This window comes from Arthrobacter sp. ISL-69 (assembly GCF_018613775.1).
Lineage (GTDB): Bacteria > Actinomycetota > Actinomycetes > Actinomycetales > Micrococcaceae > Arthrobacter.
The window spans coordinates 261746-281074 of the sequence record NZ_JAGGPO010000005.1; the positions used below are offsets into that span (position 1 = coordinate 261746).

Consider the following 19329-nt stretch of genomic DNA (forward strand, 5'->3'; position numbering starts at 1 on the left):
CGGGGATACCCGCCGTCGAGCGTCACCCGCCGATGAAACGGTCCCGTCCCGCCCTGAATCCGAACACGGCGGCGAGCGCCCCCACCACCAGGAACAGCGCGCCGGCCGCGGCGAAGGAGCCGGTTGCCTGGTGCAGCTGCCCGACCATTAGCGTGCCCGTGGAGCCGACGCCGTAACCCACGCCCTGCATCATGCCGGACAGGTGCGCGGCCGTGTGCCCGTCCCGGGTCCGGAGCATGATCATGGTCAGCGCCACCGCGGTCAGGCTGCCCTGCCCCAGGCCCAGTAATCCGGTCCACACCCAGATGAAGTCGAGCGGCCCGAAAATGCTCAGTGCGAACCCGCCGCCGGTCATCAGCGCCACCACCGTGTTGATCGCGCGCTGGTCGCGGAACCTGGCGGCCAGCGCCGGTGCGAACAGGGAACCGAGCATCTGCAGCACGATGGACGCGGAAACGATCAGCCCGGCAGTGCCGCCGTCCACGCCGCGCTCCCTCAGGATGGGTGCCAGCCAGGCGAACACGCTGAAGGACATCATGGCCTGCAGCACCATGAAGATGGTGACCTGCCAGGCGACCGGCGAGCGCCACACGTTGACGCCGTCGGCCACGGCCTGATGCAGCGGGTGCCGCTGCCGGACGGCAAGCGGAAGGAACAGGAAAAGTACGACGGCGGCGGGCAGCGCCCAGAACCACAGCGCTGCTGTCCACTCCCCCGACGCGGCGAACACCGGGTAGGTGAAGCCAGCGCCCAGGGCGGCCGAGGCGCAGATGGCGGTGGTGTACAGCCCGCCCATCAGCCCCAGCCGGTGCGGGAAGTCGCGTTTCACCAGCCCCGGCAGCAGCACGTTGCAGAGGGCAATGGCGGCGCCGCAGGCCGCTGTTCCGGCAAGCAGCGCGGGCAGATGGCCGGAGCCCGGCAGCTCAACCGGGCGGAGCAGCAGGCCCGCGGTAAGCACGGCCATGGCCCCCAGCAGCACGCGCTCGGCGCCGAAACGCCGGGCGAGTACCGGCGCCAGCGGGGCGAACACTCCCAGCAGGGTCACCGGCACGGTGGTGAGGACCACCACCGCCCAGCCCGGCAGGCCGGCGTCGGACCGTATTTCCGGCAGGACCGCCGCGAAACTGGAGAACACCGTCCGCAGGTTCAGCCCGATCAGCACCAGGCACACTGCGAGGTAGATCAGCCCGCGGGGTCCGCTGACGCGGGTGGGCTCGGCGGCGGGCAGCTCGTCCACTTCGGCGTCCACCAGCGTGCCGGAAGCGTCCCTGCGGACGCGGCCGGGCGCTGTTGTTTTCGGGGCAGCGTTCCTGGCTGCGTTCGCGGCTGCGTTGTTGGCTTCGGTCACCGGCCCATTCTCGCAGGAGTTATCCACATAGGACCGAATCCCGGCTGCGGCCCCGCCCGGCCGTCCCTAGTCTGGGCTGACCACGTCCTGGCGCCGCAGGACCCGCATATCCGGCACAGGAGGAACCAGGAGCTTTCCGCAACCGAACGTTTCATCTGCTGGGTCATCGCCTGCCCAGCCACCAGATCACCAGCTGCCTCCTGGTCAGCCGCCCGCCCAGCTACCGCCTGCCCAGCCCCGGCGTCGCAGCGGCAATGGTGCAGGCATCACCAGCCTGGTTTTTAGTCTCATCGCGCCCGCGAGCATGATCGTAACCGCCCCGATCAGCCTCTTGACGGCACTGTTTACGAGGCCTGCTGAAGGCCCTGGTTCGCTGACCTGGGTTGCCCCGCTGGTCCTGTGGAGCCTCCCGATGCTTTTTGGACTGTTGGCGGTGTCTTTGGGCGTCGCTGCAGTCCGGGGATCCCCGACCGGGTCAAACAGCTGGACGGCCGCCGCCGCCAGCCTGTGGATCTCCGGACTGCAAGTGGCCGCTGCAACGGCGCTGGTGCTCCGGAACGGGGACTTCATGATTTTGTTCTGACCGCGGCCGTCCCCGCTCCAGCCGGCTCTGGCGCCGGGCCGGCTCAGGCGCCAGGCCGTCGGCCCGGCTCCCCTGACGATGTCCACTATTCTGGAAATGATGAGTGAATCCCCAGAAACCCCCGAACCGACGCACGTGCAGACGCCGGAAGCAGCACCGGAATCTGCCCCGTCGCCGGATGCCGCTCCGGAACCGCAGCAGGCAGCCCGCCCGGTGACCCCCGGCAGCCAGGCCTCCTTCGGGACCTACGGCGGCCGGCCCGTCAGCTTTGTGCGCCGCGGAACCCGCCTGCAGGGACGCCGGCAGCTGGCCTGGGAGGAGCACTCGGACCGGTGGGCGGTTGACGTCCCGCGGCACATCGCCAACACCTCCGTGCACCCGGACTATGTCTTCGACGCCGAGGCGGAGTTCGGCCGCACGGCGCCCCTGATCGTGGAGATCGGTTCGGGCCTGGGCGACGCCGTCTGCCATGCGGCCGAGGAGAACCCGGACTGGGACTTCCTGGCCGTGGAGGTCTACACGCCGGGCCTGGCCAACACCATGATCAAGATCAACAGCCGCAAGCTCAGCAATGTCCGCGTGGTCGAGGCCAACGCGCCGGAGGTGCTGGCCACCATGCTGCCGGCGGGGTCCGTCAGCGAGGTCTGGGTCTTCTTCCCCGACCCCTGGCACAAATCCCGCCACCACAAGCGCCGCCTGATCCAGCCCGAGTTCGCCGCGCTCGTTGCCACGGCACTCAAACCCGGCGGCCTGTTCCGTGTAGCCACGGACTGGTCCAACTACGCGGTGCACGTCCGCGATGTCATGGCCGGCTCTGCCGACTTCGTGAACCTGCACGACGGCGAGCGCAGGGGCCCCGAAAGCCCCCTCACCCAGGTGTGGCAGTCTGGCGTCGAGTCCCTGGTGGGCGGCGCGCCCGTCAAGGAGGGCCGCGCCCCGGTCAGTACCGAACACACGGGCCCGAACGAGGGCGTGGACGAGACCGGCGGCTGGGCACCGCGGTTCGAGGGGCGCATCCGGACGAGTTTCGAAAACAAGGCCCACGAGGCCGGCCGCCTCATCTTCGATCTGTGCTACCGGCGGCTATGATGCAGCATGGCCTCCGTACAGCCCGCGACTCCGCAGCGCCGATCGGCTGATTCGCGCGGGCTGGCGGCCGGCATCACCAGCCTGGCATCCGCCGTGCTGGCACCGGTTGCGGCCATGTTCAGCCTGTCCACGTTCATCATGGCCGCCGCCGAACCCCTCCTGGCCAACGTCGCCGTGCGGGACACCAGCGGGTACTGGGTCATGCTCATCGTCCTGGTGGGCCTCCTGGCAGGGCTGGTCCTGACCTCGGTCATTACGGGAATCGTGGCCATCAAGCGGTCGGACCGGATGAGCGCCGGGCGGATTACCGGGCTGCTTGGCCTGGCGTTCACCGCGTTCAACCTCACGGGCGGCCTCTGGACGTGGGCCGGCGTTGCCGGGCCCTGGTTCACCTTCGGCTAAGCAGGGCGTCAGCTCACCCGGATTGCGCCGACCACGTCTTTGAGCAGGCCGATCCGCGGCTCGAGCTGGGGGTCAACGTACGGCCAGATGACCACCACGCCGATGAAACGGTCCTTTTCCCATACCCCCACGGTGGCGGCCGCTTTCGCGTCGCCGCGCACATCGTCATAACCGACGACGACGGCGTACGCGGCTTTGCCGGGAAGGTTCAGTTCGCCCTCGGTCAGCAGGTTTCCGCCGCGCTCGTCAAGATAATGGCTTGCCATCAGGTGTGCCCAGCCGTTGGCCTGGGCCGGTCCCTCAACGGAGGCGTCATCCGTGATGACCGTGACCAGGACATCCCCCAGCAACCCGTACTGCTCGGTGTTGGGACCTGCGGCGGAGTCGTCTAGGACCAGGGTGTGGTCGGGGAAGTCCGCCGTGAAACCGAGCGGGGATTCGATGTGAACTGTCATGGCTGGTGGTTGCTCCTTCAGCGGTAATGCAATTTTGTTGGGAAGGCGGCGTTTATGGGCAGGCGGCGGAATTACAGCCGGGACAGCTTGGTGTCGTTCGGAACCTTCTGGTACGTGCTGACGTTGGTGGTGACCTGGTTCTCCGTGCTGACCTTGACCTCGCCGGCCTTGATGTCGAATCCGGCCTCGTTGGACGCCGTGACCACAGTGTTCACCTGGACGGTGGCTGAGCCCGCCTCGTAGAGCCTGGCGGCGTCCTGGGCGGCTGCCCCACTGTTCCCCAGGGCCACGTTCTTCATGTAGCTGTCGATCAAGGCGCTGTTCTCCGGCGTGTAATCGATGTCGATCTTAACCGAGCCCTGGGTACCTGCCGTCACGCTGGATTCGATGTTGCCCGCCTTGACGTCCATGCCTTCTTTGACGCCCTGCGCCACAGTTCCCTCCATGGACAGCGACACCGAACTGATGTTGTTGTCCTTGTCCATGTTGAGCTCCAGCCCGCCCTTGCCGGAGGCCTCAAACGTCCGCCCGTCCAAGTCCAGGTTGCCTTCTGCGGAAACCTCCACGCTGCCCCTGGCTGTCCCGTCAGTCAGGTTCTTCTCATAGGCCAGTTCCAGCTTCGCGGAACCGGCGGCATCAGTGGACTCGGCCCCCGCCTCCAGGCTCAACGATCCCTTGGCTTTGTCCTCATGGCCGCTGGAGCCGTTATCCGAGGCCGCCTCGTTCAGGGTGTCCAGGATGTAGTCCGGCGGGTTTCCGGCCACGTCCTTGATCTCGCCCACGCTGTCCGGCGGAAGGTCCTCGTACATCTGGTTGCGGGCAGCCATGGCCTCTTCGACGCTGTCGAACGTGTACTCGCGGGCCACTTCGCCCGTGAGCGTGGCACCGGCGGACCCCGTGGCGTCGTTCACACCCAGGCCCATGTTGCCGTACACCTTCACCGTGGCCGAGCCGTCCGCGTTTTCCACCACTTCGGTGCCCACCTCGGCGCCGCCGTGGACCCAGAGGACGCGGGCCTCGATGGACGCCTTGCCCGTCTCCGTATAGACGGGAATGTCCTCCTTGGCCAGCTCCAGCAGGTGCTTCCGGGCCAGGTCCTGCGCGGACTCGGGGATCCCGCCGTCCATGGCCATCAGGTCCTTGGCCAGCGGACCGTCAGGGCCCTCCCCCTCGATCAGGTACTTCCTGTCCGCCGCGGAGAGGCTGGCCCACCATTTGGCCTGTTCTTCGGGGCTGGCTCCGGACATCTTGTCCAGCTGGGCCTGGAGATCGGCGCGGTGCTCGGCGGCCTCGCGGGCGGCCTCCAGCTTTTCCTCCACCCAGTTCTTCATCTGCTCGAAAAACCCGCCCGGCCCCGCACCCGTGCCGCCCGAGCCGGCCTCCGAGGATTTTTCCTGCTCCGCGGCATGCTGCAGCAGGACCTTGGAGTTCTGCCGGAGGCTTGCCACCACCCGCTCCAGGCTTGGACGGTGGCTGCCCGTCCATTCCTGCCGGAATCGCTCGCCGTCGCCGCCCTTCCAGGGAGCTGCGAGGATCTGGCTCTGCAGCGAGGAAGCACTGGTGCTGAGCAGCGACGCAGCCTTGTCTGCAGCTTTGGCCAAGGCTCGAAGCTGACTGACGTCAGCACCGTAAAAGGTCATGGTGTCTCCCCAGAGAATGGTGCCGTCGCGAGGGTGCGGCTGGTCCACATCGTGCCATGTCACTACGGGGCGCGCCATGGGCATCACTCCCCATACGGCCCCGCGGGGTCCCTGTCCAGCGTGCACGGCGCCGGAAAGGGACACCCGAAAAGCCACCGGAAAGAGAGCTGTTCCGGATCCGGTTCCCGTGGCACGATTGGCCTTTAACACCACGGCGGGACAAGCCCGCGGCCACGAGAACTGCGCGAGGAACCGGACATCAAAAAAGAACGCGAGGAACCGGACATCAAAAAAGAACTGAGATCGGCCGCCGGTACGGCTGAGGAAGTCACCAATTCGCGGCCGATGGAGCTCATGGCCCGCACCGGGTTCGCCGTGAGCGGCCTCCTGCATTTCCTGGTGGGCTCCATCGCCATCCGCCTGGCCATGGGCGGGGAGGGCAAGGCGGATGTCAGCGGCGCCGTGCAGGAACTGGCGAGCCAGCCGGCCGGGCCCATCCTGTTGTGGAGCAGCTTCGCCGCCTGCGTGGCCCTGGCCATCTGGCAGACCAGCGACGCGATTTTCGATTACAGCCACCTGCCGAAGCGAGACAAGGTTCTCCGGAAGCTCAAGGCAGCGGGCCAGGCCGTGGTGTTTGCCGCGTTCGCCGTCACGCTTGCGTCGTTCGCGGTCGGCACCGGGAAGGACAACAGCCAGTCCACCAGCGACTTCACCATCGCACTGATGAAGGCGCCCGGCGGTGTTCCGCTGCTGATCGTCGTCGGCGCCGCGGTTGCCATCACAGGGATTGTGTACGGGATCCGGGGCGTCCGTAAGTCGTTCGAAAAGAACCTCAGGATGCCTGCCCCGGGCCCCACGCGCACGGCTGTCACAGTCTCGGGCGTGGTTGGCTACGTGGCGAAGGGCTTTGCGCTCCTGCTGGTGGGCCTGCTGATTGTCATAGCAACCGTACGTGCGCACCCGGAGGAATCAACCGGGCTCGACGGCGGCCTGAAGGCCCTGCGGGACCAGCCGTTCGGGCTGTACCTGCTGGCCGCCGTCGGCATCGGCCTGATTGCCTATGGCGTGTTCCAGGTGGCACGGGCAAAACTGGCCAAAATGTGAGCCGCCCGCGCCCTCCGGGCTAGGGTGGACGCATGCCCCAGGTACGCGCCGAACGCTTCATCCGACTCGATCCGGAAACTGCCTTTGCGTTCTCGCAGACCACCGGCGACTTCCGGCTGAAATGGGATCCCTTCATTTCGGCCCAGGGCTGGTTGGACGGCGCCCGGGCCGCCGGCAAAGGCGTCCGCACCCGCACGGTCTCGAAGATGGGGCTGGTGATGGTGAGCGAATACGTCTCCTACGCGCCGCCCCGGAATGTGGGCATGACCATGGTCTCCGGTCCGTGGTTCTTCGGCAACTTTGGCGGCGGGTGGCGGTTCACCCCGGCCGACGGCGGGACCCGCGCAGTCTGGAAGTACACCTTTTCCTGCCGGCCGGCGTGGCTGCGGCCCGTGGCGGAGCCGATCGGTGGCTGGCTGCTGGGCCGCGAAATCGAAAAACGCATCGAAGCCTTCGCCCGGGCCTGCGAGGATCCGCAGCTCGTGGCGGAGTTCCGCGCCCTCAACGCCTGAGCACGCGCTCGGAGTCTTCGAGGGCGGCCCGGACGCGCGCCCCGATGCCCTGCAGCCGGCCCATCGGTTCGGTGGCGTAGACCAGCCGCACGTACCGTGGGGCCACGTCCTGGCCCCACGCCGTCATGGGCGTCGCCGCGATCCGGCCCGCTTCGAGGAGCCGCCGGGACAGTTCCGGCGCCCGCATCCCCAGCGCTTCGGCATCCAGCAGCAGGGACCAGCCGCCCTCGGGTATCACGATGGGAAGCCCGGCCAGTTCACTGGTCACCAGGTCCCGGCGGGACTGCCACTCCTGCACGGCACCGGCAATGCCGTCGTCGGCGGTGGTCAGCGCGGCGAGGACACCTGCCTGGCCGAAGCCGCTGGCCACCGCGGTGTTGTAGATCGCCGCGAGGGCAATATCCCCCATGACCTCCGGGGGACCCGCCACCCAGCCGACGCGCCAGCCGATCATGCGGTAGTTCTTGGACACGCCGCCCAGGGTGATGGTGCGGTGCGCCAGTTCGGGGAACGACGCCGGATGGCGGTGCGGCAGTCCGTCGAACAGGATCCGGTCCATGGCGGCGTCGTACAGCAGCCAGCAGTCCGCGTGCTGGCAGGCGTCGCGGACGGCGCCCCACTCGGCGTCATTGAACACGTGACCGGAGGGCATGGACGGGCTCATCAGGAGGATGGCGCGGGTGCGGGCGGAGACCGCGGCTGCCAGCCGTCCCGGGTCCAGGCGCCAGCGCCCGCCGGACACCATCAGCGGGACGAATACCGGCACAGCCCCGGCAAGCCGGACGCGGTTGATCATTCCCGCGTAGGTGGGATCAGTGAGTATTACTTCGTCCCCGTGGTCCACGGTGGCCAGGAGGACGCTGAGCATTCCCGCCAGGGCTCCGCCGGTGATCACCACCTCGGAGCGCGGATCGTAGGAGAGCCCTGTTTGCTGCCGGAGCAGGTGTGCCACCGCCTGACGGAGGGCCGGCATCCCGGTGAAGGGCAGCCAGCTGTTGGCGGCCTTGTTTCCCACCGCTTCGCGGGTGGCGATGATGGCCGACGGCGGCGGCGCGATGTCAGTGTCCAGGTTTTCCATGCGGAGCACGTCGGGATCACCACCGACGGCGGCTGCCACCCTGTCGATGCCGAAGGGCTGAATCCGGGCGAAACGCCCGGTCCTGCCGCGGACCATGTGCCCAGCGTCCCACCGGGTACGGACCGCGTCAATGGGCGCCGGATGTGCCGTCCACCATGGAAATGACAGCCACCGTCTGCTGCCCCTCGTTACGCAGTTCCACGCTGCTGATCCGGCCGATCTGGGTGGGCGTTGCGCCGGTGATCCTGGACCGGCCGCCGGGCGTCGCGGACCAGCTGCAGGCGCGGTCCTCGGTGCCGTCCTGGCCCTTGACCCACAGGGACAAAGTTCCCTGGGTGGGCAGGCTGGTCCCCGTGAACGAGACTTCGGTCCCCCACGCCTTCCGCATCAGGGCAAGCTGGACCTGCAGCCCGCCCGGCGCCTCCACCGAATAGCTCGCGTCCGGCTTCGGCGGCTGGTTGAACAGCGGAGCGGCCAGGAATCCCAGCGCCAGGCACGCGGCGGCCACCGCCCCGACGAACGCCGTCCACCGCCGTCGGGATTTCCGACGCCGCACCGCCAGCTCGTCCAGCAGGCCAGCAGGGTCCCCCGCGGGAGCCACGTACCCCAACGACGTGGCTCCTGCAGGGGTAGCTTCCACGGGCATGGCGGCGGCGGTTGCGGGAAGGCCATCGCTCTCCGCACTGCCGGTCCCCGGGGTTGCCGACGCCGCGGAGGCGGTGCCCGTGAGGGCGACGGCGTCGGCAACAGGGAGGGAGTCCAGCAGCGCCGGCAGGCTGGCGAGTTCGTCCAGCTCCCGGCGGCAGTCCGCGCACGCTGTCAGGTGCTGTTCGAAGCGAGACGCTTCAACCGGCTCCAGCCCGCCCAGCAGGTATGCCCCCAACAATTTGTGCATTTCCGCGCCGCTCACCGCTGCACCCCCATTTCATCAAGGATGGTCCGCAGCGCCCGCACCGCGTAGAACGCGCGGGACTTCACCGTCCCGGCAGGGATGTTGAGCTGCACAGCCGTTTCCGTAACAGTGCAGCGGCGGTAGTGCAGGGCCACCAGGACGTCCCGGTGTTCTGTACTTAGCCGCAGCAGGGCTTCCTCCATCAGGACGCGGTTGAGCAGCTCGTCAACCCGTTCGCTGGCTTCCGCCGGATCCGCCACGTCCCGCTCTGTCGCCTCGATGGGACGGCGCTGGGCCTTTCGGTAGTTGTCGATCATGATGTTCCGGGCAGTGCGGAAGAGGTAGCTCCGCAGGCTGCCGGTAATCTCCGGAGCCTGTTGCCAGACGCGGAGCACGGTCTCCTGAACAACGTCGTCCGCCAGCTGCGGATCGCGGGAGGCGCTCAGCACAAAGCGCCGCAGGGCCGCGCCGTGCTCGCGGTAGATCGCTGCTACGACGTCTTCATCGAGCGGCATCCGCGGCCCTCCCGCTGTTTTGATGGTGCCCTGCATTGTGTGTGCTGCCTCGTGCTGCTGCGGCAGGCCGAACGCCCGCCGTCCCCTGTTACGACGCCGCCGCGGCGCAAACGGTTCAGGGAGCGGCCGCCGTGAACCATTCTCCGCCCAAGCACGTCGTACCGGGTAGCGCCGGACCCCACCGTTTTGGCCGGCACGAATCCAAGGAGCTGGACATGAAAAAGCAACTGGGCGCAGGGCTGTCAGCTGTGGCGCTGGCCGTGCTTCTCACCGCCTGTGGCGGCGGCACCGAAACGCCGCCCACTACTGCGGGAGGAACGACGTCGGCCTCCGCCTCTGCCGAAACGTCCGCGCCGGCGTCGTCCCCGGTCCCCGCGGGCGCGGCGGAGCTGAAGACGGCATCATCCGGTGCCGGCCAGATCGTGGTGGCTGCCAACGGCATGAGCGTCTATTTTTTCACCAAGGACGTCAAGGACTCCGGTACCAGTGCCTGCACGGGCGGCTGCATAGCGGCATGGCCGCCGGTTCTCACGGAATCGGCGTCGCCGGCAGTTGACGGCGTGACCGGAACGGTGGGAACCATCGCGACGCCGGAAGGTAAGAAGCAGGTCACCATCAACGGGCTTCCCGTGTACTACTACATCCAGGACAAGGCCGCCGGGGACATCACCGGCCAGGGCGTCAACGACGTCTGGTATCTGGTCAGCCCGGGAGGAGAGATGGTGAAGACCGCGGCCAGCGGATACTAGCCCGAGGCGTCAACGCGGATCCGCGTTGACTGGGTGGCTAGTTGACTGGGTTGCTAGCGGTCCGGCGGCGGACTGGGCAGTTCGGGAGTCGGCAGTTCAACGGGCGGCGTGGGAACCAGCCCGGACGGGTCGGGGCTCACCGGAGGAGACGGAAGCGGCTTCACGGTAGGCAACTGGCCATGCCCCGGAATGGTGCCCGGATTCCGGGGATCGGGTTTTGCGGGCAGCGTAAGTCCGGGGGTCCCGGATGCGCCTGGTGAGGGTGTGGCGGGATCGGCGGGGGTTCCCCCGCCGGCCTGCCCGCCGGGGACTGATCCGCCGTCTGCCGGGGATGGGGCCGGTGACGTCGGTGCAGGCGTTCCAGCCACTGTTCCACCAGTATCCGGCGCGGGCTGGGCGGGAGTCTTCCCCCCGGCGCCGGGCGTCATGGTCCCGACGATGAACGTCACGGCATGACCGACGTTGCCCAAGGTGTGGCGGAAGTTTTCATCCGAGGCCGCAGCGGCGGCGCCTCCTGCGGCCAAGGCCGCCGCGACGGTGAGGGCTGTGAGCGGAAGGCGGCTTTTGCGCCGGCGTCGGGCGGCAAGTTCGTCGACGGTGGAGGCGGCGGATGCGGCGGCGGCGGAAATGGCCGGCGCGGTTGACTCGGCGCTGGCGGATGCGGCGGACGCAGTGGGGACTGCTGCAAGCATGGCGGCCGGTGCCATCAGCGCTTCCACCGCTGCGGATGGACGGGGGCTGTCGGCTGCCAGGGCACGCAGTTCCAGCAGGACGGGGCGAAGCTCGCCGTCGTCGTCCATGCCGGCGTCGGCCAGCAGTTCGTCGATGATCCACTGGTCCCGGGATGAGGAGATGTCACTCATGATGTGCCTGGCTTCCTATTAAGGCGCGTTCCCTGAGGGCGCTGAGCGCCCGGCGATGCAACTGTTTTACTGCTCCCGGAGTCCTGCCCATGACGTCAGCGGCCTGTTCCACGGAGAGATCCGCGACCACCCTGAGTGCAAGCACTTCCTGGTGGTCCGGGCTTAGTCCTTCGAGGAGGGCCCCGGCACCTCCGCCATCAACCTTCGCGAGTGCCAGTTCCTCGGCCGAGGCCGAGCTTCGTCCGTCGAGGTCTGACTCATAGGGACTGAGGACCGGTGTGCGCTCGTTGCGGCGGTAGTGGTCCACCATGCGTGCGTGGGCAATGGAGAAGATGAGCGATTTGGCGCCCTGGAGTCCGCCGGTCAGGCCGTCAAGCTTCGGGTAGAAGGCCAGGAACACGTCCTGGGTGACCGCCTCCGGATCATCCACTCCGCGGGCCCTCAGGTAACCGAGCACGGCGCCGGAGAACTTTCGGTAGACAAGGGTGAACAGCACGGCGGGGTCGGCCCCTGCCGTGTGCACGTATTCATCTGCCAAAGTGTCGAGCACCGTCAGGCTCCTCCATGCCACGCAGCGTGGTCACATATCCGGGTTCCGGAAGGCTGTGGACTGGCGCCTGTTGCACCGCGGGACTCCTGCCAAAGCGAAGGAGTCCCGCGATCCACCATAGGCGGCTGTGTTACGGACGGCCAGCTGAGGTGGGCAGCTCGGGGAGCTGGGTGGGGACCTCGGCGGGGAGTTCCGGTGCGGCGGGAACGGCTGCCTGGGTGGGCAGTTCCGGTGCTTCCGGAACCTCCGGGACCTTCGGGGTGTTGACATCGGCTGCGGCCTCGCCCGAGCCGGCACCGTCAACCTTGTGGCTGTCGGACTTGGCAGCGGCAACTACGTCGGCGCAGTAGCTGTCGATGTTGGCTTCGCCGTCAGCGGCGATGGCCAGCGATGCGAAACCGGTGGAGGATGCTGCCAGGCCACCCTTGGTGAAGGCGGTGCACAGGCCGTAAGCGGCGGGGCCGGCGGCGTCCGGGCCAACAGCGGTTGCCGATGCTTCGGCCTTGGCGTTGTCGCTCTCAGCGGCGGCATCGGCGGAAGCGGACGGCGTGGCGGAAGCGGAAGCCTCGGCGTTGGCGTCGGCCGTGGCGGTCCCGGAAACGCCGCCGACGTGCGGGGCGGGGGCGCCGAGCAGTTCGTGGGCGCTCTGCTGGACGTCAGACGGAAGCGCTCCGGCGAATGCGGCTGCGCCGGTGCCACCGACCGCCAGCGTGCCGGCCGCCAATGCGCTCGCGGCAATCTTGCTAGTGGCAAAAACAGTGAACAAGGACATGGAACCCTCCGAAAACATATACAACAGTGTCAGTAACGGCCAGGTTGGATCCGGCCACTCAAGCGGTGCGGACGCGGTCCACACTCCCCTTACATCGCTGCGGGTTCCGGAAAAGTTACGCGGTCCCCAAAATTCTTTTTGGGGACCGCGCCGCAGCCGGCGGCATTAGGATCTGAGCATGCGCAAGCCGACCGATCTCAAGAACGCCGCGAAGACCTGGCAGACCATGGTGGACAGCAACCAGGCTTTGCTCCTGCGCAAGTCAGGCCACGACGCCGGATGGTGGGCCGAGCGGGGGCGCGAGGCGGGACTGAAGAACGACTCCGAGCTCCGGGACTGGATGCGGGACGAACACGGGATCACGGGCTACGCTCAGCACGCCGCGTCCTGGGAGATGTTCGGCTACCCCGAATTCATGCTGCGTGACGCCGATGAATTGATCGACGCCCAGTACGCCAGCCACCCCGCGCTGCGGCCCATTGCGGATGCGTTCCTGGCCTGGGCTGCCGAAACGGCGGGCGTCGAGATCCAGATGCGCAAGGGTTACGTGTCCCTCCACTCTCCACGGCGGAAGTTCGCCCAGGTCACGCGTGCCAACAACACCACTGTGGACGTCGCACTTCGGCTGGACGCCCCAGCTGAGGGCAGGCTCGAGCCCGTCAAGGTGCGGGCGGGTGATTTCTTCGACCGCAGGGTGCGGCTGACGTCGGTTGAGGAAGTGGACGACGAAGTACTGGGCATCCTGGCGAAAGCGCTCCACCAGAACACCTGATCCGAACAGCTGGTCCGGACGTTAGCGCGGGTCAGCGGGAAGGGTGAAGGTCACGGTGGTGCCCTCTCCCGGTGCGCTGGTGAGGCCGATCGACCCACCGTGCCCTTCGATGATGGTTTTGCTGATGGGAAGGCCAAGGCCTGCTCCGGGAATGGCCGTATCGCGGGACCGGGCGGAACGGAAAAACTTGGTAAATGCCTGTTCCTGGTCTTCCTCCGTCATGCCGATGCCCGTGTCGGTGATCGAGCAGACCAGTTCCTTGCCGTTCCTGCGGGCACGGGCTGTGATCCTTCCGCCGTCCGGTGAGTACTTCATGGCGTTCGATATCAGGTTGCCGAGCACCTGCTGGATCCTGGCGGGGTCCACCCGTGCGGTGAGCGGTTGGTCCGCGTCGAGCACCAGCGCCACCCCGCAAAGGGCTGCCCGCGCCTGGTTGGCGGCCACGGCTGCGGCGAGGAGATCTGCGATGTCCGTATCCCGCAGGACGAGCTCCACGCTTTCAGACGCGACGGCAATCAGGTCATTCACGAGGCCCAGAAGATTGCCGGCGTTCCGTTCCACGATCCGCAGCTCAGGCGCTATGTCCTCGTGGCCGGGTTCGTCCAGGACCAGTTCCAGGTAGCCGAGTATTGATGTCAGCGGCGTGCGCAGCTCATGGGATACCGTGGCGACGAAATTGTCCTTGGCCGCCAAGGCGTTTATCAGGGCGGTCACCTCGGCGAAGGTCACGACGGCCCCCGTGTTGGTCCCGTCCAGGGACCGGATGGCGCGGCCGCTGACGGAATAGGCCCGTTGCTCCGTTTCCTCGCCGGCCCAGTAAAGCTCATGGGTGAACGCCTCACCCCGGGAAGCCCGCGCGGCAGGGAACCCCTCCGGCGGCACAACGGTGGTCCTGTCGCCGTGAAAGAGCTTCGCAGACCCTGCGGCGCGGGTCAGCCGGGCCAACGAAGGGTCGGTCCGCATGGCCCTGTTAGTCAGCACGTCCTGGCCGTTTTGGTCCACCACCCAGACACCCACATCAACGGTTGAAAGCACGGCATCAAGCAACCCCTGATGTTGCACGCTCTCGGCGAGGGTTGCAGCCAGGTCACGGTCCTTGCGGACCAGTGTCAAGCGTTGCCGGTACAGAGCGCCGGCCACGACGTGGGCCGTCACCGCGATCGCGGCCATCACCAGCGGCAGGAAGATGGTCCGGATCATCGGAGCCTGCGCCGGGTCCGATCCCAGGGCGGCGGCGGGGACAACGGTGCTGAGCACTGCCGCGAGGACTGCCAGGACAACCCGGTGCCGGTGCCGGCCCACGGACAGCCAGACCACCGGGAAAACCAGCAGCAGGCTCAGGATGTTGAAGCTGGGGCCGCCGGCATGCCGCGTAAATCCGATGGCCACGCAGTCGAGGACGGGAATCAGCGTGAATGCTTCGGGGTGGAGCCTCCCCCAGGGAACGGCCAGGCAGAGGCCGAACAGTATGGCATGCGCCAGCAGGGCGAGCCTGAACGTGTCATTCACCAGCGTTGCCGGACTGAAGATCACGGCAGCGACCACAACCAGGAACAGGGTGACCGAAAGGGGCAGTTGGCTCAGCACCACACGGCCCCGGACTCCGAGCCCGCCGAAAATCCGGTCGATCCCCTCGATCAGCGGCGTGTCATCGGACACCGGCACGTCATCGGCCGGCGATCGGTCATCGTTGGACCCCGCTGCCCGCCGCGGCGTTCGAAGCGGGCTGGTTGATCCCTGGATACGGTTCATCGTTCTGTCCCCCCGGCACAGAAAAGAGTCCCCCGGGCTGCTTCAAGGGCGCTGCCCACAGTCTAAACCCGCCACGTCGCAGGGTTTGGAATACTACGCGACGGCGCCGCGGGACCAGCGCTGTGAAAAGATCACAGCATGCGTCCGATGCAGCACTCCAGCAAACTCCAGAATGTCCGCTACGAACTCCGCGGGCCCATCCTCCAGGCAGCAAAGGAGATGGAAGCCGAAGGGCACCGGATCCTCAAGATGAATCTTGGCGACACCGCGCCGTTCGGCCTGGAGGCCCCCGAGTCCGTGGTGGTGGACATGATCCACCACCTGCGCGGGGCGCAGGGTTACAGCGATTCCAAGGGCATCTTCTCGGCCCGCACGGCCATCTCGCAGTACTACCAGACCAGGGGCCTGATGCAGATCGGCGTCGAGGACATCTTCATCGGCAACGGCGTGAGCGAGCTCATTTCCATGTGCCTGCAGGCGTTTATGGAAAACGGCGACGAGATCCTCATTCCTGCGCCCGACTACCCGCTGTGGACGGCCGCCGTCACCCTGACCGGCGGCAAGCCCGTGCACTATCTGTGCGATGAGGACGAGCACTGGTGGCCGGACATGGCCGACGTCGAATCAAAGATCACCAAGCGCACCAAGGCAATCGTGATCATCAATCCGAACAACCCCACCGGTGCCGTCTACCCGCGGCACATTCTGGAGCAGTTTGCCGAGTTGGCCCGCAAGCACCATTTGGTGCTGTTCTCGGATGAAATCTACGAAAAGATCCTGTACGAGGACGCCCAGCATATCCACACCGCTTCGGTGGCCGAGGACGTCTGCGTCCTGACTTTCAGCGGGCTCTCCAAGGCCTACCGGATGCCGGGGTACCGCGCCGGCTGGGTGGCCGTCACCGGTGCGCTGGCCGCAACACAGGCGTACCGCGAAGGCCTGGAACTGCTGGCCTCCCTGCGCCTGTGCCCCAACGTGCCGGCGCAGCACGCCATCCAGACCTGCCTTGGCGGCTACCAGAGCATCGAGGCCCTGATCCGGCCCGGCGGCAGGCTGCGCGAACAGCGCGACCGCGCCCATAAGTTGCTCACCGCCATTCCCGGCGTCACGTGCGTGCCCGCGGCGGCGGCCATGTACCTGTTTCCCCGCCTTGACCCGGAGCTTTACCCCTTCAAGAGCGACGAACAGTTCGTCCTGGACCTGCTGCGCGAACAAAAGATCCTGGTCTCACACGGTTCGGCGTTCAACTGGCCCCGGCCGGACCACTTCCGCTTTGTCATCCTTCCGGCCGTCGAGGACATTGAGGAAGCTGTGCGCAGGATCGCCACGTTCCTTGCCTCGTACCGGACCAGCGCGGCGGAATAGGCTGGCCGGACCCCGGCGGCGACCAGTAAGGCCCGGAACGGTCCTGCCCGCCGAGCTTTGCCGTGCCGTATCCGGCCTCTCGCGTACCGGTCCGTTGACTTGTCTCGTGGACTTAATTTAGCGTTCCCTCCACTGACAACGTTGTCTTTATGGGAAAGACACGCGCGATGAAGGGCGACCTCAGCACTATGCACACAACACGAACCATCGGCTTGCGGGCAGTCACCGCCGTGGCACTGGCAGGCCTGGCCCTTGGCGGCGCCTTGGCCGGGGCCATCCCGGCCGGAGCGGCCACCACTCCGGGTGAAGAGCAGTACCGCCCCGCCGTCCATTTCTCGCCGGAGAAGAACTGGATGAACGATCCCAACGGAATGGTCTTCTACAAGGGCGTCTACCACCTCTACTACCAGCACAACCCGTCCGGGAACACCTGGGGGAACATGTCCTGGGGGCATGCCACGTCCACTGACCTGGTCCATTGGAAGGAGCAGCCGCTGGCGATTCCCACCGATGACCAGCAGGACATCTTCTCCGGCAGCGTGGTGGTGGACAAGAACAACTCCTCCGGCTTCGGCACCGCGACAAATCCTCCCCTGGTGGCGATTTTTACCAGCGCCTACAAGGACGCATCCCCGCACCGCGGGCTGCAGGCGCAGTCCCTGGCGTACAGCCTGGACCAGGGCCAGACCTGGACCAAGTACGGCCAGAACCCTGTCCTCAACCGCAACTCAGCTAACTTTCGCGACCCGAAGGTCTTCTGGTACGACGCCCCCGACGGCGGCGGCTACTGGGTGATGACCGCCGTGGAGGCCTTGGACCACAAGGTGCTCCTGTACAAGTCCGATAACCTCAAGGACTGGACCGAGCTGAGCTCCTTCGGGCCGGCAAACGCAACTGGCGGCTTGTGGGAATGCCCTGACCTCTTTCCATTGGCCGTGGACGGAAACCCGGACAACGTCAAGTGGGTCATGGTGGTGAACATCAATCCCGGCGGCGTGGCGGGCGGTTCTGCAGGGCAGTACTTCGTGGGTGACTTTGACGGCACCACGTTCACTTCGGACACCACGGACCCCGTGGATTCCCTCCCGGCCGGAACTCCGCTGGCGGGTTTCAACGACGGAAGTTACGGCGGCTGGACGGTCAACAACGAACCTGGAAACTGGAAGAACGGGCCGTTTGCCGACACACCGGCACAGGGAACACTGGCAGGACAGAACCAGGTCACCGGCTATGCCGGGGCCGGGCTGGTCAATTCCTTCAACGACGGCGACTGGCCGCTTGGCTCCATGAGTTCACCGGAGTTCACGGTCGGCAGTGACTACATCAACTTCCTCGTGGGCGGCGGACAGCATCCCCGCATCTCGGACAAGCTGGACAACAATGCCCCGGCCGGAGACCTGCTGTTCAACGGCTTCGAGGTTCCGGACGGCAGCACACTGGCCGACGCCGGCTGGACCGGAACCGCGGACCTGGAGCCCGCCTTCCAGCCGGCCACGGCAGGCGGCGACTACTTCATCGGGGCCAAACGGATCAACACCTTCGAAGCGGGTGGCGCCCCGGGTGATGACCGCCAAGGCACCCTCACGTCCCCGGCCTTCACCGTCACCCGAAACTTCATGAGCATGCTCGTCGGCGGCGGGCAACGCGCCGCCGACTCCGGGGAAGTCCTGGAAGCCCAGCTCCTGATCGATGGCAACGTTGTCAGAACAGTCAGCGGAGACAACGCCGGCGCGCTCAACTGGAAGGGCTGGGACGTTTCGGAGTTCGCCGGCCGGAGCGCACAGCTAAGGGTCGTGGACCAGGCGGGCGGCGGGTGGGGACACCTCACCCTTGACCACGTCATGCTGACCGACCAGGCGGCCGTTCCCCGCTCGGACGAAACCACAGTCAACCTCGTGGTGGACGGGCAGGTGGTCCGGTCCGCCACGGGAACCAACAGCGAAGTCCTGGACTGGGCATCGTGGAATGTCGCGGAGTTCAGGGGCCGCCAGGCCAGCATCCGGATCGTGGACAACAACCGCTTCGGCTGGGGGCACCTCCTGGCCGATGAGTTCGTCGCTTCGGCACGGCCGGCCAAGCCCCGGTTGCAGGGCTATGACTGGTTGGACTACGGCCGCGACTACTACGCCTCGGTTTCCTTCGGCAACATGCCCCAGAACAAGCGCGTCATGCTCGGATGGATGAACAACTGGGATTACGCCAACCTCGTCCCCACTTCCCCTTGGCGCAGCGCGATGTCGCTGCCCCGCGAAGTGGGCCTCACCCAGACTGCCGACGGGCCCCGGCTGACCCAGAAGGCGGCAAGCCAGGTGGACAAGCTGGCCGCGAAATCTTCCTACAGCGAGAAGTCGGCCCGCAGCATTGCACCGGGCGTCCACCCGCTTCCGGCTACGGCGTCTGGCGATGTCCAAAGGATCGATGTCACGTTCGCCCCGGGAACGGCAGCCAAGTCCGGCATAACGGTGTTGGGAGACGGAACAACGTCCACTGAGATCGGCTACGACGCAGCAACCGGCGAGGTCTACGTGGACCGGAGCAATTCCGGGAACACGGGCTTCCACCCACTGTTCACGTCGGTGGACTCGGCGCCGGTGACCGTTGATGGAAGCGGCAACGTGACCCTGCGGATCTACGTTGACCGCGCGTCGGTGGAGGTCTTTGCCCAGAACGGCCTGCGTACCATTACGGACCAGGTGTTCCCGGGCGCCGGCGCAGGTCAGGTGGCCCTCTTTGCCGAAGGCGGCACGGCCAGGGTCAAGTCGCTCACGGTCACCCCGCTGAAGCCATCCATGTTTTCCGCCGCACTCAGTACGGTGAAGAACAGCAGGTAGCTGCAGCACCCAAAGGAAAGGGCCGGTGCCCGCGCGGGATCCCCCCGCGGGCACCGG

The 19329-nt window shown here is 66.9% G+C and carries 19 protein-coding genes; 9 read left to right on the top strand and 10 right to left on the bottom strand.

Going from position 1 to position 19329, the window contains the following annotated elements; translation table 11 throughout:
- Nucleotides 1–22 precede the first annotated feature (22 nt).
- Complete coding sequence (locus J7I79_RS02215; RefSeq protein WP_396020148.1) at nt 23–1348, bottom strand: MFS transporter; 1326 nt, start codon at nt 1346–1348, stop codon at nt 23–25.
- A 304-nt stretch (nt 1349–1652) separates the two neighbouring features.
- Between J7I79_RS02215 and J7I79_RS02220 the strand changes: the two genes are divergently transcribed.
- From J7I79_RS02220 to J7I79_RS02230, 3 genes are all read left to right on the top strand, one after another.
- Nucleotides 1653–1931 carry a hypothetical protein gene (locus J7I79_RS02220; RefSeq protein WP_214949662.1) on the top strand — a complete coding sequence of 93 codons (279 nt, stop codon included), beginning with the start codon at nt 1653–1655 and terminating at the stop codon, nt 1929–1931.
- Nucleotides 1932–2030: 99 nt separating this feature from the next.
- Nucleotides 2031–3020, top strand: coding sequence for a tRNA (guanosine(46)-N7)-methyltransferase TrmB (gene trmB / locus J7I79_RS02225; RefSeq protein ID WP_214949664.1), 990 nt, complete (start codon nt 2031–2033; stop codon nt 3018–3020).
- Nucleotides 3021–3026: 6 nt separating this feature from the next.
- Nucleotides 3027–3422 (top strand): hypothetical protein, encoded by a 396-nt coding sequence (locus J7I79_RS02230; protein ID WP_214949667.1) that lies wholly within the window; start codon nt 3027–3029, stop codon nt 3420–3422.
- Between the two features lie 8 nt (nt 3423–3430).
- On the opposite strand, the gene J7I79_RS02235 is transcribed toward J7I79_RS02230, so the two are convergent.
- Nucleotides 3431–3877 (bottom strand): hypothetical protein, encoded by a 447-nt coding sequence (locus tag J7I79_RS02235; RefSeq protein WP_214949668.1) that lies wholly within the window; start codon nt 3875–3877, stop codon nt 3431–3433.
- Nucleotides 3878–3948: 71 nt separating this feature from the next.
- Nucleotides 3949–5517 (bottom strand): hypothetical protein, encoded by a 1569-nt coding sequence (locus J7I79_RS02240; RefSeq protein ID WP_214950043.1) that lies wholly within the window; start codon nt 5515–5517, stop codon nt 3949–3951.
- A gap of 345 nt (nt 5518–5862) precedes the next feature.
- Here J7I79_RS02240 and J7I79_RS02245 point away from each other — a divergent pair, with 345 nt between their 5' ends.
- Together J7I79_RS02245 and J7I79_RS02250 are read left to right on the top strand one after the other, a co-directional pair.
- Nucleotides 5863–6621, top strand: coding sequence for a DUF1206 domain-containing protein (locus J7I79_RS02245; RefSeq protein WP_214949670.1), 759 nt, complete (start codon nt 5863–5865; stop codon nt 6619–6621).
- 32 nt (nt 6622–6653) lie between these two features.
- Nucleotides 6654–7133: an SRPBCC family protein gene (locus J7I79_RS02250; RefSeq protein ID WP_214949672.1), complete on the top strand. Its 480-nt coding sequence runs from the start codon at nt 6654–6656 to the stop codon at nt 7131–7133.
- On the opposite strand, the gene J7I79_RS02255 is transcribed toward J7I79_RS02250, so the two are convergent.
- From J7I79_RS02255 to J7I79_RS02265, 3 genes are read right to left on the bottom strand one after another with little or no spacing between them, the layout of a single operon-like run.
- Complete coding sequence (locus J7I79_RS02255; RefSeq protein ID WP_214949674.1) at nt 7123–8307, bottom strand: pyridoxal phosphate-dependent aminotransferase; 1185 nt, start codon at nt 8305–8307, stop codon at nt 7123–7125. The genes J7I79_RS02250 and J7I79_RS02255 overlap by 11 nt on opposite strands.
- Nucleotides 8308–8338: 31 nt before the next feature.
- On the bottom strand, nt 8339–9121 hold the full coding sequence (locus tag J7I79_RS02260; protein ID WP_214949676.1) for a zf-HC2 domain-containing protein: 783 nt from the start codon (nt 9119–9121) through the stop codon (nt 8339–8341).
- Nucleotides 9118–9618 (bottom strand): sigma-70 family RNA polymerase sigma factor, encoded by a 501-nt coding sequence (locus J7I79_RS02265; RefSeq protein WP_214949678.1) that lies wholly within the window; start codon nt 9616–9618, stop codon nt 9118–9120. Before J7I79_RS02265 ends, J7I79_RS02260 begins: the two co-directional genes overlap by 4 nt.
- Before the next feature lie 215 nt (nt 9619–9833).
- Between J7I79_RS02265 and J7I79_RS02270 the strand changes: the two genes are divergently transcribed.
- Nucleotides 9834–10367 (top strand): hypothetical protein, encoded by a 534-nt coding sequence (locus J7I79_RS02270; protein WP_214949680.1) that lies wholly within the window; start codon nt 9834–9836, stop codon nt 10365–10367.
- Between the two features lie 53 nt (nt 10368–10420).
- Here the strand turns inward: J7I79_RS02270 and J7I79_RS02275 are convergent, their stop codons facing one another.
- The 3 genes from J7I79_RS02275 to J7I79_RS02285 form a co-directional block, all read right to left on the bottom strand.
- Nucleotides 10421–11230 (bottom strand): hypothetical protein, encoded by an 810-nt coding sequence (locus J7I79_RS02275; RefSeq protein WP_214949681.1) that lies wholly within the window; start codon nt 11228–11230, stop codon nt 10421–10423.
- A complete protein-coding gene (locus tag J7I79_RS02280) occupies nt 11223–11780 on the bottom strand; it encodes an RNA polymerase sigma factor (RefSeq protein ID WP_214949683.1) in 558 nt (185 codons plus the stop codon). Before J7I79_RS02280 ends, J7I79_RS02275 begins: the two co-directional genes overlap by 8 nt.
- Before the next feature lie 130 nt (nt 11781–11910).
- Nucleotides 11911–12552: a protein tyrosine phosphatase gene (locus J7I79_RS02285; protein WP_214949685.1), complete on the bottom strand. Its 642-nt coding sequence runs from the start codon at nt 12550–12552 to the stop codon at nt 11911–11913.
- Between the two features lie 178 nt (nt 12553–12730).
- On the opposite strand from J7I79_RS02285, the gene J7I79_RS02290 reads away from it, so the two are divergent.
- On the top strand, nt 12731–13324 hold the full coding sequence (locus tag J7I79_RS02290) for a DUF5655 domain-containing protein (protein WP_251042271.1): 594 nt from the start codon (nt 12731–12733) through the stop codon (nt 13322–13324).
- 21 nt (nt 13325–13345) lie between these two features.
- On the opposite strand, the gene J7I79_RS02295 is transcribed toward J7I79_RS02290, so the two are convergent.
- On the bottom strand, nt 13346–15076 hold the full coding sequence (locus tag J7I79_RS02295) for a cell wall metabolism sensor histidine kinase WalK (RefSeq protein WP_214949687.1): 1731 nt from the start codon (nt 15074–15076) through the stop codon (nt 13346–13348).
- Between the two features lie 138 nt (nt 15077–15214).
- On the opposite strand from J7I79_RS02295, the gene J7I79_RS02300 reads away from it, so the two are divergent.
- Both J7I79_RS02300 and J7I79_RS02305 read left to right on the top strand, forming a co-directional pair.
- Nucleotides 15215–16441, top strand: coding sequence for a pyridoxal phosphate-dependent aminotransferase (locus tag J7I79_RS02300; protein WP_214949689.1), 1227 nt, complete (start codon nt 15215–15217; stop codon nt 16439–16441).
- Between the two features lie 149 nt (nt 16442–16590).
- Nucleotides 16591–19272, top strand: a complete 2682-nt coding sequence (locus tag J7I79_RS02305; protein WP_396020149.1) for a GH32 C-terminal domain-containing protein — start codon at nt 16591–16593, stop codon at nt 19270–19272.
- Nucleotides 19273–19329: the final 57 nt, after the last annotated feature.

What these genes read in the sequence shown, in the direction of transcription:
- J7I79_RS02220 (WP_214949662.1), top strand. Translation starts at nt 1,653, where the DNA reads ATGATCGTAACCGCCCCGATCAGCCTCTTGACGGCACTGTTTACGAGG.
- trmB (WP_214949664.1), top strand. Translation starts at nt 2,031, where the DNA reads ATGAGTGAATCCCCAGAAACCCCCGAACCGACGCACGTGCAGACGCCG.
- J7I79_RS02230 (WP_214949667.1), top strand. Translation starts at nt 3,027, where the DNA reads ATGGCCTCCGTACAGCCCGCGACTCCGCAGCGCCGATCGGCTGATTCG.
- J7I79_RS02235 (WP_214949668.1), bottom strand. Translation starts at nt 3,877, where the DNA reads ATGACAGTTCACATCGAATCCCCGCTCGGTTTCACGGCGGACTTCCCC.
- J7I79_RS02240 (WP_214950043.1), bottom strand. Translation starts at nt 5,517, where the DNA reads ATGACCTTTTACGGTGCTGACGTCAGTCAGCTTCGAGCCTTGGCCAAA.
- J7I79_RS02245 (WP_214949670.1), top strand. Translation starts at nt 5,863, where the DNA reads ATGGAGCTCATGGCCCGCACCGGGTTCGCCGTGAGCGGCCTCCTGCAT.
- J7I79_RS02250 (WP_214949672.1), top strand. Translation starts at nt 6,654, where the DNA reads ATGCCCCAGGTACGCGCCGAACGCTTCATCCGACTCGATCCGGAAACT.
- J7I79_RS02255 (WP_214949674.1), bottom strand. Translation starts at nt 8,307, where the DNA reads ATGGTCCGCGGCAGGACCGGGCGTTTCGCCCGGATTCAGCCCTTCGGC.
- J7I79_RS02265 (WP_214949678.1), bottom strand. Translation starts at nt 9,618, where the DNA reads ATGCCGCTCGATGAAGACGTCGTAGCAGCGATCTACCGCGAGCACGGC.
- J7I79_RS02270 (WP_214949680.1), top strand. Translation starts at nt 9,834, where the DNA reads ATGAAAAAGCAACTGGGCGCAGGGCTGTCAGCTGTGGCGCTGGCCGTG.
- J7I79_RS02275 (WP_214949681.1), bottom strand. Translation starts at nt 11,230, where the DNA reads ATGAGTGACATCTCCTCATCCCGGGACCAGTGGATCATCGACGAACTG.
- J7I79_RS02285 (WP_214949685.1), bottom strand. Translation starts at nt 12,552, where the DNA reads ATGTCCTTGTTCACTGTTTTTGCCACTAGCAAGATTGCCGCGAGCGCA.
- J7I79_RS02290 (WP_251042271.1), top strand. Translation starts at nt 12,731, where the DNA reads ATGCGCAAGCCGACCGATCTCAAGAACGCCGCGAAGACCTGGCAGACC.
- J7I79_RS02295 (WP_214949687.1), bottom strand. Translation starts at nt 15,076, where the DNA reads ATGAACCGTATCCAGGGATCAACCAGCCCGCTTCGAACGCCGCGGCGG.
- J7I79_RS02300 (WP_214949689.1), top strand. Translation starts at nt 15,215, where the DNA reads ATGCGTCCGATGCAGCACTCCAGCAAACTCCAGAATGTCCGCTACGAA.
- J7I79_RS02305 (WP_396020149.1), top strand. Translation starts at nt 16,591, where the DNA reads ATGGGAAAGACACGCGCGATGAAGGGCGACCTCAGCACTATGCACACA.